The following is a 14,384-nucleotide window of genomic DNA, read 5'->3' on the forward strand; positions in this document are numbered from 1 at the left end:
AATTATACACTTTTTTGCCAATTGTCCCAATATCTAGAATGCCCCTTCTTAATAAATTTGGTTGCTACCTCAATCGTCTCCCGTTGCACCTGGAATGATAAGGGATGTAACTCAACGTGCTTTAAAACAAAAAATGAATTTTAGAGGTTATGTGCAAGCCAAATTAAGTGCGATAAAGAGAGACGAAATACTTTATTTCCATGCGATCGATTTGGCATCACCAATGAATATTTTTCATAGGGTATGAAATGTATTTAATCTCTAGGTAATACTTAGATAATCTTTGATTGTTATACTGTGTAATGAATAAGCAATTAGAGGGATAAGCCAATGTCTCTTAACAAAACTGAAATTGAAACGATGGAACAGCCCCAATTAAATGAAGATGCTGTAGGGTTCGAAAAAAAATTAGCATCAATGAAGGGCGTTGCTTCACAAAAATCTATTGCTTTATCGATACTGAAATTGATCCCCTTTTTTAATAAATTTATAGCATCTGCAAGCGGTGCTGGGAATGCAATTACACGTATGATAGAAATACAAGGACTTGTCAATAATGCTACTCAAACAGCAGCAAGTGCGTTTCAGTATATTAAATTAGGAACGGCGGTTATTGATTTCTTTAGGATTCCAGCTATCTATGTGGGGGCTCTTATAGCCAAGCAAGAAGTCCCTTTCACTTTTTCGCGTAATGCCAAACTTTTATATTCATCCGTTATTTTAGGACTCGCTATTACTGCAGTAGCGTTTCCGCCCGCAGCGCCTATTATCGCTTTAGTTGCTGGAGTTGCTGCATTAGGTCAAAGTGTAGTTACTTTAGCTAACCTTTATTATAAGCGCCTGGAAACTCAAGATAAATTAGCACAGGTGGAAAAGGACATTACTGAGAAAACAAAGAAAATAAACACGCTAATTTTTGAATTAAAGAAGTTAGAAAATGTTGCAGAGGCGGTAAAAGATAAAGATTTAGACTCGTTAAAATCGCAAATCACTACACAGTTAAACGAACTTCAAGGGCTATACGATACACGAGAATATTGTAAGCAAAAATTAGAAAAATTGGGCACGGCAGCTGCTTTAGATAAAACCGTAGGTGTTGGCTTTGCTGCTCTTGCATTAGTTGGTATTGTAACCAGTTTGATTATTCCTCCTGTGGGAGTTGGAATACTTGCTGCTACAGCCTCTTTAGGCGTGGCTTATTTTGTTGCGCGTGTAACGGTTCCTTTGATGAAGTTGTTGGTAGATAAGATCATTAATGCGGTTGCAAAAAGGCCCGCTCCTGATAATGAGCAGCAAACCGCGCAAGAATTAAAAAATGATTCAAGCGAAAAAAATACTGTCGTCCATTCAGATATTTTATCTATGCTTAAAAATCCTGCTTTTAAAAAAGCAGGAGGTGAATTAGCAAAAAAACACAAAGGATTATCAGACAATGATTTACCGGGACACATTACTTTGTCACAAAATTTAGTCCAAAAAAGCACTCCGTCGTTGATTGCGGATACAATAACGGTCATGCCGGACAAAGATATAGTGGACCAAAATACCCATGAGAATGGAGAGCAGCTGATTCTTTTTTAAAGAGGTAAGCAATCTCTACAATCTTGAGTAATATTCCTCCGAAGATATTTAAGAGGGATTGATGGGGGGTAAATCGGTTTTGCTTTCTTTTTTATGCGTATTATTTTTTTTCATGTGCTGAATACTGTCCCATAGCTCATCACCACGCCACAAAATTTTTTCATGACTTTTGTATAAAATTTGTGAAAGAATCTGCACTTGTTTTTTAAAAGCAGCATGAGTGCTTCGTCGTGTTAAATCAGCGAGGTTAAGTATAGTTGCATCTGGCCAATGTAATCTAGCCCATTTGAGTAATGCATCACGTGCTTGTTGAGGATTTGCCTGCATGCATGATTTGTGGAGTTCGTTAAGAGTTTTTTTGTACTGATCTTTTTCAGAGGATTTATGATGTTTCTGCCGTCCCCATAAAATCAAAGTGACTAACCAGGCAAAAGCAAAGAATGCTGCAACTATCCAGGCCCAATTAAACTGATTTTTGGCGTTGGATTCATTTATTTGGGTTGTTGGTTGTAGCTCATTTTGATTATTTGCCGGGGCAGGTTGATTTGAACTTGATACGGGCATAGTGGCTGAGGCTGTAACATCGATAACCCTTGAGGGTAAAATAGCAAATTCTTCTTTGCCTGTTTCGGTATTAAACCAAGGGAGTTTTAATTCAGGAATAGTAATTTTTCCTGATTTGTTAAACAAATAAGTAATCTTCATTTCCGTACGACCAATTAACTCGCCCTGAATAACTTGATTTTTATCTTTGCCTTTTTCAGGGTAAATATTAACGCCATCAATTTCCGAAAAAGTGAGTGTTGGTAAAAGTTGGGCTGGGACTCCATTGCCTTCTAAAGTCACCGTACGAACAAGTGTGTTACCTTGGGCGATTGTTGATTCTGGGTTTTCGTAGTGCTCAGTGAATTTAACTTCTTTAGCGGGAAGCCAGGTCTTACCAGAAAACTCCTTAGGAATTGGCTGTACTTCTAAACTAATCGTTTTGTCCTCTGCCTTAACACGTTCTGGATTAAAATCATAAATTAACGCGGTAAATATGGGGGATTTTATCTTTAAAGGGCCACTTTTTTGGGGGAAAATGGCGTAGTTTTGCTCTTCAACAAGATAATTAATATTATTCTTTTGGGTTTGATAACGTTTTTCTTGTCCTAAGGGAATGAGTAAAGCGTTTTCAACTTGGGGACCTTGATAATCAGCATCTAACAGATGTTTTGAGTTATATAAAGTTACTTTATAAATAATTTGCTGGTTCACATAGGGCTTTTTTGATTGGCTGAAGTAGTCAAATAAATACTTTGTTGTTGGCTGGAATCAGTAGCTGTGCTTTGTGGTGTGGATACACTCGCAGCGCTTACATTAATGGTTGAAGGCGCGGTATACTCTCTGCCTATCTTAATAGCCGGAATTGTTAATTTTCCTTCTTTTTGTGCCTTTAGGGTGATGGTCCATTCACTCAAGGATTGAGTTTGTCCATTGATAATCGAATAATTCATTCGGCGTTCGGTGCCTAGAATTACAAATTCATTTTGTAAGGGAGTTAGATCAGGGACACCTCCATTTTGTAAATTATCTTGAGTTAAAATCAATTTAAATGACTCATCAATGCTGACTTGAGATGGGTCAACTTGCACTTGTATTTCTGCATGAGCCACTAAATTAAAGAAACAAAAGAATCCAATTAGTAATAATTTTTTCATTGATACCATCCACGTTCTCTTCGTAAATGATCACGTAAGAATTTTTCTCGCATTAATCCAGCAGGATCATCCGGAATCAAACGTAACCATTGTTCTTTGGCTTGTTGTTTTTCTCGCTCAGCTTCAGTTTGAGCTTCACTGCTTTGAGCGGTTTTATTTTTTTGTTTTGTTGTTCTTTGTTTTGCTGATCTTTGTTCTGTTGATCTTTGTTCTGTTGATCTTTGTTCTGTTGATCTTTGTTTTGCTGATCTTTGTTTTGCTGATCTTTGTTTTGTTGATCTTTGTTCTGTTGATCTTTGTTCTGTTGATCTTTGTTCTGTTGATCTTTGTTCTGTTGATCTTTGTTCTGTTGATCTTTGTTTTGCTGATCTTTGTTCTGTTGATCTTTGTTCTGTTGATCTTTGTTCTGTTGATCTTTGTTTTGCTGATCTTTGTTTTGCTGATCTTTGTTTTGTTGATCTTTGTTCTGTTGATCTTTGTTCTGTTGATCTTTGTTCTGTTGATCTTTGTTCTGTTGATCTTTGTTCTGTTGATCTTTGTTTTGCTGATCTTTGTTTTGTTGATCTTTGTTTTGTTGATCTTTGTTTTGTTGGTTTTGATTATTTTCTTTATCTTTCTTTAAAAGATCTTCAACCAATTTACGATTGTAAAGTGCGTCTTGGTTTGATGAATTAATTGCTAATGCTTTATTGTAAGCTTTCAGGGCTTCTTCGTACTTTCCCATATGTGCTAAAGCATTTCCTTCGTTATAATATCCCTGCTCATTTCCTAGATTTTTATATAATTCTGCTGCCTTTGGATAGTCTCCAGCCCGATATGCAGCGGTTGCTGCCCAATCATTTCGTGTAAAGGTCTCTTTGGCTTTTTTAAATTGACTTTTCGCCATTAAATCTTGCCCCTGTTGGTCTGGAGTAATCCATAAATCGAGCCAATTAAAGGCATGAACAGAGAAGGAATAGAATAAAAATAATAAAAAAATGAGACAGCGCTTCATACGGTTACCCTCTGCATCCAACCGCGTCGAAACACGGGTAAGAGTAACAGCAACGCAGGGATTAAAAACCATCGCCCTTCGTCGCGCCAAAGTGGGATATCTTGGTCTTCACTAAGAGTAAATTTGTTGGTATTTCCTGATTTGAGCCACTGATCCAAATCACTTGAATCGGAGGTATATTTTATTAATTGTCCTTCCCCTGCATGGGCAAATTGCTGAAATAATGGATTTAAATTTTTATCTGCTTTGACTGGCATGATTGAGGAAGAAATGCCTGACTCTGCTAGTTTTTTTGCAAGCGCAATTGATTCACTTGAAGGGGAGTCCGCAGTCATGACTAGGATTTGTCCCTGATTATAACCTGCTTGTTTGATTAAAGCGCTGGCCTCGTTTAATGCGCTATCTAAATTTTGACCTGTCACTGGCATGATATCCGGGGTTAAAGACGCAAGTAATGATGAAATGGTTTGTCCATCATCAGTAAGAGGGGAGACGACAAAAGGTTCGCTAGTAAAAACTATTAAGCCAAATTGACCTACCTCTTTATGAGCAAATAAGTCGTGCAATTTAAACTTAGCGCGACTTAAGCGATTGGGTGTTAAATCATTTGCCATCATATTTTCAGACATGTCCAAAACCACAACTCTGGGCTGTGTTGGCTTATAGGTCGCCACAGGCAATTTATACCATGCAGGTCCTGCAATACTTAAAATCATAAATAAAAGGCAAATTATTAAGCACAACAAAGACCCCCTTCGTTGTCCTTGTTCTTTCTTTTGCAGTAGGTGATTGAGCAAATGCGGATCACACACCTCAGACCACGCATGTAACATGGGTTTTTGTCGCCATAAAATCAAGGTCAATCCTAATAAAGGCATGATCATCAAAAGCCACCACGGTCTTAAAAAATGAAAAGTCGCAATCATGGTTTTAGTGCCTCCTTTCTTCCTGCTGAAAAGTTTAATCTTAAAACCAGATCGGTTTTTTCAAACAGCCAATAGAAGCAAAGAAGTAATGCGAAACCAACAAACCAGGGATAATATTCTTTTTGTGGACGTACAGTAGCCTGCTCTTGGTTTATTGTTTCTAGTTGATTAATCGTTTTGTAGATTGAATGGAGTGATTCAGTATCTGTTGCACGAAAATAGCGTCCTCCCGTCATATCAGACATTTTTTTCAAGGTTTCCTCATCTAAATCTGCTGCTGGGTTCTGCATAAGAAAATCACCGGCGAGGGCTCTGGGATCAGCTTCAGAACCTAAACCAATGGTATAAATTTTAATTCCTTCCTCTTTTGCTAATTCAGCGGCCTTTAGTGGAGCAAGTACGCCTGAATTATTCGCTCCATCAGTTAATAGAATAATAACACGTCCTTTTTGAGGAGCACTATCTAAACGTTTGACAGCAAGGCCAACCGCATCGCCTATTGAAGTCGTTTTGCCGGCAAGTCCTGCTGTGGCATCTTCAAGGCGTAAAAGTATTGAATGTCGGTCGTAGGTTAGAGGTGTTTGTAAGTAAGCTCGGGTACCAAAAAGAATCAAACCAATTTTATCACCAGAGCGATCACGCACGAATTGCTCTGCGGCGCTTTTTACTATATTCAAACGGCTTGTAGGTCTTCCATGCAAAATCATGTCTGGAATTTCCATGCTCCCTGATAAATCCAAGGCCATCATGATGTTATATCCTTCACGAGAAATGGGCTTAGGGGCGCCAATCCAACGTGGCCCAGCTAACGCAAATACAAGCAATAACCATACTAAGGCCGGTATTAACAGTGAGTGCTGCCCAGAAATAGATCGCTTTTCCTGATCTGCTATATCGATCATAGCTGCAAAAAAAGGCACTCTTAATGCAGTAGGTAATTTCACTTTTACCCTTGGCATTAAAAACCAGATAATTAAAGGCAAAGGAAAAAATAATAAAATCAAAGGATTAGCTAATTCGAACATGGCACTCTCCGTTGTTTAATCCAAAGTCGTGCAGTGTTGAATAAGGGGGTGAGATCCATGGTTTGAGCTGTTTTAAAAGGGGCATCTAAAAGCATCTCTTTTACCAAGTTAAAATCTATCCCTTTACCTGTTTCATTTAAAAATCGCAGCCAGTCTTCGCCATGTAAACTGGCAACCTCTTTTCTTGGATAATAGGCCAAGGCGACTCGGCGTAATAATTCCGAAATACGGGCACTTGTCAGGGCTGCATTGCGTTCGTTTTCGAATTCTTTTTGATAATTCATTAATAAAATTAAAGCGTAATTTTTTGCTTTTGCATGACGATGGTTCTTGTAAATACAATATAAAATAAAGATGAATATTAATACAATAAGTGCAATAACAATATACCAGCCTGGGGCTAGAGGCCACCAGCCTACAGGTGTGGGAAGATGTATATCTTTTAATTGCGCCAAGGGGTCAGTGTTAGCCATGGGATGACCTCCTCGGAAAAGTTTGACGTACTAACGGAGCTAAATCGAGATCCGCAGTTACTTGAACATACTGAATATGTAAGCGACGTAATTGTTCTTGTAGTTGGGTGATGCGCTGCTGGCAGTAATGTTCATAAGCAATGTTTACTGATTGCAGACTGGTATCAAGAATTATTTCTTGTTTTCCATTGGTAATCGCATATTGCTGTGGTTTTGGTGGCGCAAGCTCTATTTTGTCGCAAATATGATATGCCAGAATGTCATTGTGCGAACGCAACCTATTTAAATGCCGTTCACTTTCATTATCCAGAGAATAAAAGTCGCTGATTATAACCAAAATACTTCCTGGTCTAATCACACGATGCAAGCGAATTAATACATCACTGAGTTGTCTTGGCTGAGCTTCGCGTTGTTCTTCGGTTTGCGCCGTATAATGACTTAACGAGGCGAGAATAGGAAGAACTCCTACATCGCGGCTACGAGGTGTAAACTCACTATGCTCGGTGGCTGAAAAAAATAAGCCGCCCACTCTATCTCCTTCCTTAATTACCGTCCAGGCAAGAAGGGCAGTTAATCGCGCGGCGATGACGGATTTAAATGCGATGCGAGTACCAAAAATCATTGAAGGATTAAAATCAGTAAGGATGACTACAGGACGCTCTTTTTCTTCTTGATACACTTTGACATGGGGTCTACCCGTACGTGCAGTGACGCGCCATTCCATGTGACGAATTTCATCACCCGCTTGATAATTTCTTACTTCAGCAAAATCCATCCCGCGGCCACGTAATCTGGATAAATGATTGCCCGAGCGTATCGCTTTACCTTCTGGATGATAACGAACAGATTGTACATAACGTCTTAATTCAATCAGTTCATTGAGTTCTGCAACAACACCATTTGCCATAAAAACCTCTAGTACTTCATAATACTTAGCCTATTAGATTCTTTAACTTGATCCTCAAGTTATTTCTTGACTTCCTACAATACCAGCTTCCTGCGACTTTTCCGCGGGGAGTCTATATTGTGAAAAAGCAAGCATGAACAACTTGAAGAGCAAGTCTAAGGAACAGCAACTAAGCGTAACAAGGAGTCAATAAAGTCATCACTATTAATTCCCTCTGCCTCAGCTTCAAAACTTAATAAAATTCTATGTCGTAAGACATCATGAGCAATCACATGAATGTCATCTGGAGTTACGTAATCCCTTCCTGAAAGCCAAGCATGAGCTTTTGAACAACGATCTAAAGCAATGGTAGCACGAGGACTGGCACCAAAACGTACCCATCTTGCTAATTCTTCGCTATAAACGCCAGGATTTCGGGTAGCGACCACTAATTGTACCAGATAGTTTTCCAATGCTTCGCTAGTATGAACATTCAGTACTTGCTTACGCGCTTCAAATAATATTTTCTGGGGTAATTTTTCAGTTGCAACTGGCTTGTTGGCCATCGCTAGACCCAATGCTTCTTTGCGAGATAGCGCTAAAATATCATGCTCTACTTGCGCATCAGGATAACTAATTTTTACATACATTAAAAATCGATCCAACTGTGCTTCGGGCAAAGGATACGTTCCTTCCTGTTCAATAGGATTCTGAGTTGCCATGACCAAAAATAATTCCGGCAACGGATAAGTCTTGCCTCCTATAGTAACTTGTCTTTCTGCCATGGCTTCGAGTAACGCAGATTGTACTTTAGCAGGGGCTCGATTAATTTCATCTGCTAAAAGCAGATGATGGAATATTGGGCCTGGTTGAAAAACAAAAGAGCCATTTTGTGGGTGGTATACATCTGTTCCTGTTAAATCCCCAGGCAATAAATCGGGTGTAAATTGGATGCGGTGAAAATTGCCTTCAACTCCATCCGATAACTCTTTAACAGCACGTGTTTTTGCTAAGCCTGGTGCTCCTTCAACCAATAAATGGCCATCAGCAAGTAAGGCGATGAGCAGCCGTGAAATTAATCCTTTCTGGCCTAAAATTTGCGAGTTTAAGCGATGACTTAACTGTAATATTTGATGTTGCACCGAATTTTCAGTTTTATTGTCTTCTACTTGCTCCATAGTTTTCTACCTTAAATATGAATAAATTCAATACTGAGATTAGAGGCTATTGACATATGCCTCCTAAGTTTACGTGTCGTTCTTTCTTTACATGTGGGGTCAGCGCTGATGATATTCAAGTAACATGATACTTATCGATTCAATATAGCCTGAATTTCGCACATAAAGTTCGAGAAGTAGACAACTTAGAATGAATTGTCAACAGGTTCTAAAATAAAGAACTTATCCTAACGTGAATTGCATCTGCTGCCAAGTCCCACAGACACCAGTTGATCATTAGTTGACCGACCTCGAAGGGGATTTGTTATTAACTTTTTGAAAAATTGATAAAAAATACAAATGCTTCGCTATAAACCAATCTAACTCTGTTTTTAGACACTCCATGGCATCGGCAAAGGTAGCGGTTACAGCTGGAAGAGGCAGTGTTTTTAAAAAAACTATCGTTGGTAATCAGGGTGAAGTTCCAAAGGCATCATCATTTGTAAGCGCTGATAAAGGGAAAGTATTTCTTCACAAAAGACATGAAGTTGTTGCTGGTTTTCCCACAGATCAAAATCAGTGCCTTTGTGAAAAGCCTGCTGTTTGGTCAATGTTTTTAATAAAAGGATTTCTTGGTGCGAGAATCCCAAATGACTGTTTAATTCTACCAGTTCCATGAGCTTCTTATATTCCTTGATTGGACGATGCTCATGCAAGCAATAAGCTTTTAATGTAAGTTGAAAGGCTTGATACATCAATGAAGTGACTGGTGTTAATAGAGTTAGAGAATCTGCGTCCCTCACCGTGCCATGCGTGAGTTGCTGAAGCAAATAATCTGCGGCATAGGCATGTTGTGTGGCAATATTGAGTATTTCTAAAGGAGATAAATAACGTTTGTCCATGAAGGATTTATCCTATTTAATTCGATTTTTTTTCAAGTATGTTAAAATTCGCACTCATTATATCCATGAATTAAATCGATGCACGCTTTTATTAACAGTTCTTTGAAAATTGGATCTTTAACACTCCCTCATCGACTTATCCAAGGTCCTTTAGCAGGCTATAGTTGTGCCCCATTTAGAACATTATTTGATGATTATCGTTCACCAGCATACTGTGTGACTGAAATGAGTTCTGCAATGGATATTCTTTACAAACACTCAAAAAATTCTCGCTATATTTATCGAGCTCCAGAAGAACAGATTCTCTCTTATCAGATTGCAGGTAGAGAACCCCATCTTTTGGCGCAAGCAGCACAAAAACTACAACGCTATGGTGCTGATATTATTGACATAAATTGTGGTTGTCCCAAGCCTAAAATCCGTAAAAAAGGTGCTGGAAGCGCATTACTTGAAACCCCAGACCAATTGGTGAAAATTATTAATGAAGTGCGCGCGGCACTGACGATACCTTTAACCGTTAAAATTCGCATCCAGGGAAATGAGCAGGATTTTATTTTGGCAAAAAAAATTGAAGAGGCAGGGGCCGATGCATTGATTGTCCATGGCCGTCGTTGGATTGATGATTATGAAGTAACTCCAGATTTACATCAAATTGCATGCATCAAACAACGTTTAGCGATTCCAGTTATTGCTAATGGCGATATTCATGATCTTGATAGTTTGCAAAAAGCTGTGGCACTAAGTGGTTGCGATGCTTATATGATATCGCGTGCAGGAAGCGGTAAACCCTGGCTTTATCAAGAGTTATTGGCGCAAAAAAATATAGCCGTCAGCTTCTCTGAAAAAATTAATCTCTTTATAAGGCACTTACAAGGCCTTGCTGCATTAGAAGATGAGTATAAAGCTGTTTTACAAAGTAAATCTTTGATACGTTACTATTTTGGAAAAGTGTTGGATATCTCCTTGTTGAATCGTTTTTATCAGTTGGATTCTTTAGAAAAGATAGCGCATTTTTTCATGTTACTGCAACAGAGGCAATTGACTGAAAGGGAGACTTAGTATGGGAAGAGATAGTATTCGGTGGGGAATTATTGGGACAAGTTATATCTCCGAAGTTATGGCACGCGCTATCGAAGAGTCTTCTGCGGGTCAATTGGAGGCCATAGGGAGCCGGTCAAAATTAACTGCACAATCATTTGCAGAAAAATTTGCGGTGCCTCATTATTATGATAATTATCAAGCAATACTGGATAACCCTGAAATTGATGTAGTTTATATTGGATTGCCGAACCATTTACATCAAGAATGGATCATTCGTGCCGCTTTAGCAGGGAAGCATATTCTTTGTGAAAAACCTTTAGTCATGAATGTACATGAGCTACAAGAAGTGATTGCAATTACTGAAGAATCTCGGGTCATTTGCATGGAAGCATTGATGTATCGATCTCATCCTTTGACGCAAAAAATAAAAGAAGTTATTTGCAATAAAAGCATTGGAGAGGTCAAACTATATAATGCGACTTATACTGCAAACATTGCTGAAATCGCCAATCCTATTGCCGGTGGATGTATTCGTAATCTAGGATGCTACCCCATTTCATTAATACGATTTTTAGCTGATGCTGAACCTATTGAGATAAAAGCAATGGGTAGAACAAATCCTGGCAGTAACAATGATAATCAAGCAAGTATTCTTTTAAAATTTGAAAATAATGCAATGGCAGTGGTATCTACAGCGGATGATATAGAGATGTATTGGCAATTTGATGTTTATGGGACTGAAGGTCATTTGCAGGTAGTAACGAATCCTTGGCTGCCAACACAAGACAATAATCGGCTTGTACTTTACCGGCATAATGAACCTGCACTGGAAATTCACGTAGCGGCCGAGGCTTCATTATATACCTATCAAATTGATTTAATGAATCACATGATCCTTAATGAAGATGTATTAAATTCAAAGCGGATCTCTTTATTAGAGAGTTATGGAACTATTTCTGTTTTAGAAACCTGGCTGCAACAAATAAAAGCGCAGAATTAATGCCAAGGTCTTCATCAACTTGAATCTCCGTTTTGCACCCAGGCGTCAATTTTTCTTAAGGCGCCTAGGTGCCAGAGCAGAAATCCCTGTTGCAGGAGGCATAATGCCTCTACTCGATCGCAAGAATCGCTACCCCGAGCTTATGTTATATAGGATTAAGCAATGCATTATCCGTATTTTCTTGATCTGATTCATCATCCCTCGCCGTGTTGTTGTGATGGTTTAGGTTCACTATGCCTGGTTCAGTAGATGGCCTTTGGGGTTGCATTTTTTTTGCGAATAATCCCATTGCAACAACAAGAGTTGTGGCGGCAACCGCAGTAATAACCACCGCGGCAGCCAACGTAATTGGAATCAGGGGTGGAAATGCGATGGCCAGAATACCAACTGCTAATCCGCCAAGACTGATTGCTGATAGTGCTCCCAAGCATTTCAATTGAAATGAATGATTATGAGAGAATTGGGCATCGAAATTAATCTCATAGTTTCTTCTTGTTTCCTTTTGAAAAGCGTCAATGATCTCGGGTTGTTTAATATGATTGCTGTGCAGCTTATTAACAAGATTGGCTAAAATTTTTATTTTATGTTCATAACTGACATCAACTAATTCTTGATTATATTCATCAATAATGCTTCGAATTTCTCTCGGTAATTCATCAAACTTTGGCTCACCTTTTTTGAAATGAGCTAAATAGTTCGTATCAATTGAATCAAGGGGTTTGGGGGTAATTCCTGCATTTCTCATTAAATCTCGAGCTTTTTGATTGAGCTCTGATAAAGTGATTTGAACTTTAGCCATGTAGGCATCGTATAAAGCCGGATCGGTTACGCCAAATTTTTCCAGTGCATTAGTGGAGCAAAAAGCAGTAATCCCACCTTGCTCGAGTAGGAACCGGGAATATCCTGCGCAATTATGATACCTACTAAAAAATTTATAATAGGTTTCTTTGACTCCTCGATGTACAATATCTTTTGGATCTTCAAATTTTTTTATACCATTTTCTATTCCTTGTACATTTAATCCGAATAAATTTAAATGCTCAAGGTAGTCATTTTTATCGTCTAAGGTAAGTGAATTTCCTAACGGTAAAACCCATTCCTTAAGAGGCAATTTGCCGTACATAGTATCTTCATCAGCACCATCAACGTCAATTCCCAGGCCTTTTTGAGCTTTTAGTTGTTCTACAAACTCTAAAATAATATATTTCTTTTCAAGAGCCGTCCTCTCTTCTCGTAGTTTCTCTATCAGAGGATGTAATGCCTCATGTGTTTCGGCTTGGGTTAATGATTCAGTGCGTTTTTCTGAACCAGTTTTAGCTTCAATCCCTGCTTGTCTTAAGACCTCAATGTCATCGTCATCATAACCATCCTCTAAATCTTCATCATCATCAAATGCGTGGTGCTCGATCATGATTTGATAAAGCGATTTCAGTAATTCAACCTGGTCTTCACGAATATAAAGTGAACAATCCTCCCAAAAATCATCAATAAGGGAGGGATGTTTTCTTTTTTTATTATCAAAATAAGTATTAATAAAATCTTTAAGAGTTTCTGGGACAATGTTTGAGGTACATTGTAACTCCGGATCGCTATCATGTGTCAGAGCTCGGAATTTGTCAGAATGCAGTAGATTTTCTTCCTCATCATACTTTGGAGAAAATGTGCCATCCTTATAAGTATGTTCGCCTTGAGTCACATTAAGCGCAATATGATTCGCGCTCCAATAGTATACCGTAACACCTTTCAAGTATCTCATTTGAAACCCTATAAAATTGTTATGTAGGCGTCTATTGTATTTGATTTATATTAAGGCAGTATGATCAAGGCATGATAAAAATAAATAATGTATGAAAAAAGCCAATAAGAGTATTACTATTACAGTACTAATGAGCAAGATGTTCGTATGTATAGTCAGCTAGCTCAGTATACTTCTTCCGCCATCAACTTTAAGAATTTGTCCGGTGATATAAGGATTTTCAGCTAAGGCTAAAATAGCTTGAGCAATGTATTCTGGATTGCCATGCTTTTTTAAAGGTATTTTTGTAATAATTTTTTCTTGTATTTCTGGCGTTAATGTATTGGAGTTCTCTGGCCAGATGATCGCTCCCGGAGCAATTGCATTCACTCTGATTTCAGGAGCGAATTCGCGCGCTAAGCTTTTTGTTTGCATTTCCAAGGCCGCTTTGCTTTGGCAATAGGCAGAGTATCCTTTCAGGGGATTTTCCGCATGGATGTCAGTCACATTGATAATGGATCCGGATTGCTTTGCTAGTAAAGGACGGGCGGCAAGACTTAATAAAAATGGGATTTTGACATGAATATCGAACAAAGCATTCCAATCAGGTGAGCTAAAGGATGTCATTTCGGTGCGTAGGAAAAGAGATGCATTGTTCACGAGTAAATCCAACCGCCCAGCCCAATCATTTACTGCAGTCATAATGTCTTCAGCAGCGCGAGGATCAAGTAATTCTTTTTGTACCACAAAAACACTGTTTGTACGTTGGGTATTTAGGCCTTTTGCAAGAAGTTGGGCTTCTTGCAATGATTGATGACAATGGATAATTACTTTATATCCTCTGTCATGTAACTTTTGGACTATTGCGGCACCAACACGGCGCGCCCCACCTGTAACTAAAGCCAGCTTTGCTTCTTGTGTTTTTTCGAATTTCAAGGTATTTTTCCTAGATTTTTTAGTCATT

The 14,384-nt window shown here is 38.6% G+C and carries 11 protein-coding genes and 3 pseudogenes; 4 read left to right on the plus strand and 10 right to left on the minus strand.

The window, feature by feature from the left end:
• Positions 1-330 precede the first annotated feature (330 nt).
• Entirely contained in the window at positions 331-1,581 is a 1,251-nt protein-coding gene (locus EL220_RS00505; protein ID WP_027271988.1) for a hypothetical protein, read from the plus strand.
• A 48-nt stretch (positions 1,582-1,629) separates the two neighbouring features.
• On the opposite strand, the pseudogene EL220_RS00510 reads toward EL220_RS00505, so the two are convergent.
• A pseudogene (locus EL220_RS00510) lies at positions 1,630-3,281 on the minus strand (BatD family protein).
• Positions 3,282-3,560: 279 nt separating this feature from the next.
• Between EL220_RS00510 and EL220_RS19735 the strand changes: the two are divergent.
• Positions 3,561-3,956: pseudogene (locus EL220_RS19735) on the plus strand (pentapeptide repeat-containing protein); the annotation flags it as partial.
• 13 nt (positions 3,957-3,969) lie between these two features.
• Here the strand turns inward: EL220_RS19735 and EL220_RS19740 are convergent.
• The 7 genes and pseudogenes from EL220_RS19740 to EL220_RS00545 form a co-directional block, all read right to left on the minus strand.
• Positions 3,970-4,347, minus strand: a pseudogene (locus tag EL220_RS19740) (hypothetical protein); the annotation flags it as partial.
• The gene (locus EL220_RS00520; protein WP_027272416.1) at positions 4,272-5,201 is read right to left on the minus strand and encodes a vWA domain-containing protein; all 930 of its coding nucleotides are present in this window, start codon (positions 5,199-5,201) and stop codon (positions 4,272-4,274) included. The gene EL220_RS00520 and the pseudogene EL220_RS19740, both read right to left, overlap by 76 nt.
• Entirely contained in the window at positions 5,198-6,226 is a 1,029-nt protein-coding gene (locus EL220_RS00525) for a vWA domain-containing protein (RefSeq protein WP_027272417.1), read from the minus strand. The genes EL220_RS00520 and EL220_RS00525 overlap by 4 nt, the downstream gene beginning before the upstream one ends.
• Positions 6,214-6,699: a DUF4381 domain-containing protein gene (locus EL220_RS00530; RefSeq protein WP_027272418.1), complete on the minus strand. Its 486-nt coding sequence runs from the start codon at positions 6,697-6,699 to the stop codon at positions 6,214-6,216. Before EL220_RS00530 ends, EL220_RS00525 begins: the two co-directional genes overlap by 13 nt.
• Positions 6,692-7,606 carry a DUF58 domain-containing protein gene (locus tag EL220_RS00535; RefSeq protein ID WP_027272419.1) on the minus strand — a complete coding sequence of 305 codons (915 nt, stop codon included), beginning with the start codon at positions 7,604-7,606 and terminating at the stop codon, positions 6,692-6,694. The genes EL220_RS00530 and EL220_RS00535 overlap by 8 nt, the downstream gene beginning before the upstream one ends.
• 155 nt (positions 7,607-7,761) lie before the next feature.
• Complete coding sequence (locus EL220_RS00540; RefSeq protein WP_027272420.1) at positions 7,762-8,763, minus strand: AAA family ATPase; 1,002 nt, start codon at positions 8,761-8,763, stop codon at positions 7,762-7,764.
• A gap of 437 nt (positions 8,764-9,200) precedes the next feature.
• Positions 9,201-9,644: a hypothetical protein gene (locus EL220_RS00545; protein WP_027272421.1), complete on the minus strand. Its 444-nt coding sequence runs from the start codon at positions 9,642-9,644 to the stop codon at positions 9,201-9,203.
• A 78-nt stretch (positions 9,645-9,722) separates the two neighbouring features.
• Between EL220_RS00545 and EL220_RS00550 the strand changes: the two genes are divergently transcribed.
• Entirely contained in the window at positions 9,723-10,703 is a 981-nt protein-coding gene (locus tag EL220_RS00550) for a tRNA dihydrouridine synthase (protein ID WP_027272422.1), read from the plus strand.
• Between the two features lies 1 nt (position 10,704).
• The gene (locus EL220_RS00555; RefSeq protein WP_027272423.1) at positions 10,705-11,685 is read left to right on the plus strand and encodes a Gfo/Idh/MocA family protein; all 981 of its coding nucleotides are present in this window, start codon (positions 10,705-10,707) and stop codon (positions 11,683-11,685) included.
• Between the two features lie 145 nt (positions 11,686-11,830).
• On the opposite strand, the gene EL220_RS00560 is transcribed toward EL220_RS00555, so the two are convergent.
• Positions 11,831-13,441 carry a hypothetical protein gene (locus EL220_RS00560; RefSeq protein ID WP_027272424.1) on the minus strand — a complete coding sequence of 537 codons (1,611 nt, stop codon included), beginning with the start codon at positions 13,439-13,441 and terminating at the stop codon, positions 11,831-11,833.
• A 159-nt stretch (positions 13,442-13,600) separates the two neighbouring features.
• Positions 13,601-14,356: a pteridine reductase gene (locus tag EL220_RS00565; protein ID WP_027272425.1), complete on the minus strand. Its 756-nt coding sequence runs from the start codon at positions 14,354-14,356 to the stop codon at positions 13,601-13,603.
• Positions 14,357-14,384: the final 28 nt, after the last annotated feature.

The organism is Legionella sainthelensi, assembly GCF_900637685.1.
Classification (GTDB): domain Bacteria; phylum Pseudomonadota; class Gammaproteobacteria; order Legionellales; family Legionellaceae; genus Legionella; species Legionella sainthelensi.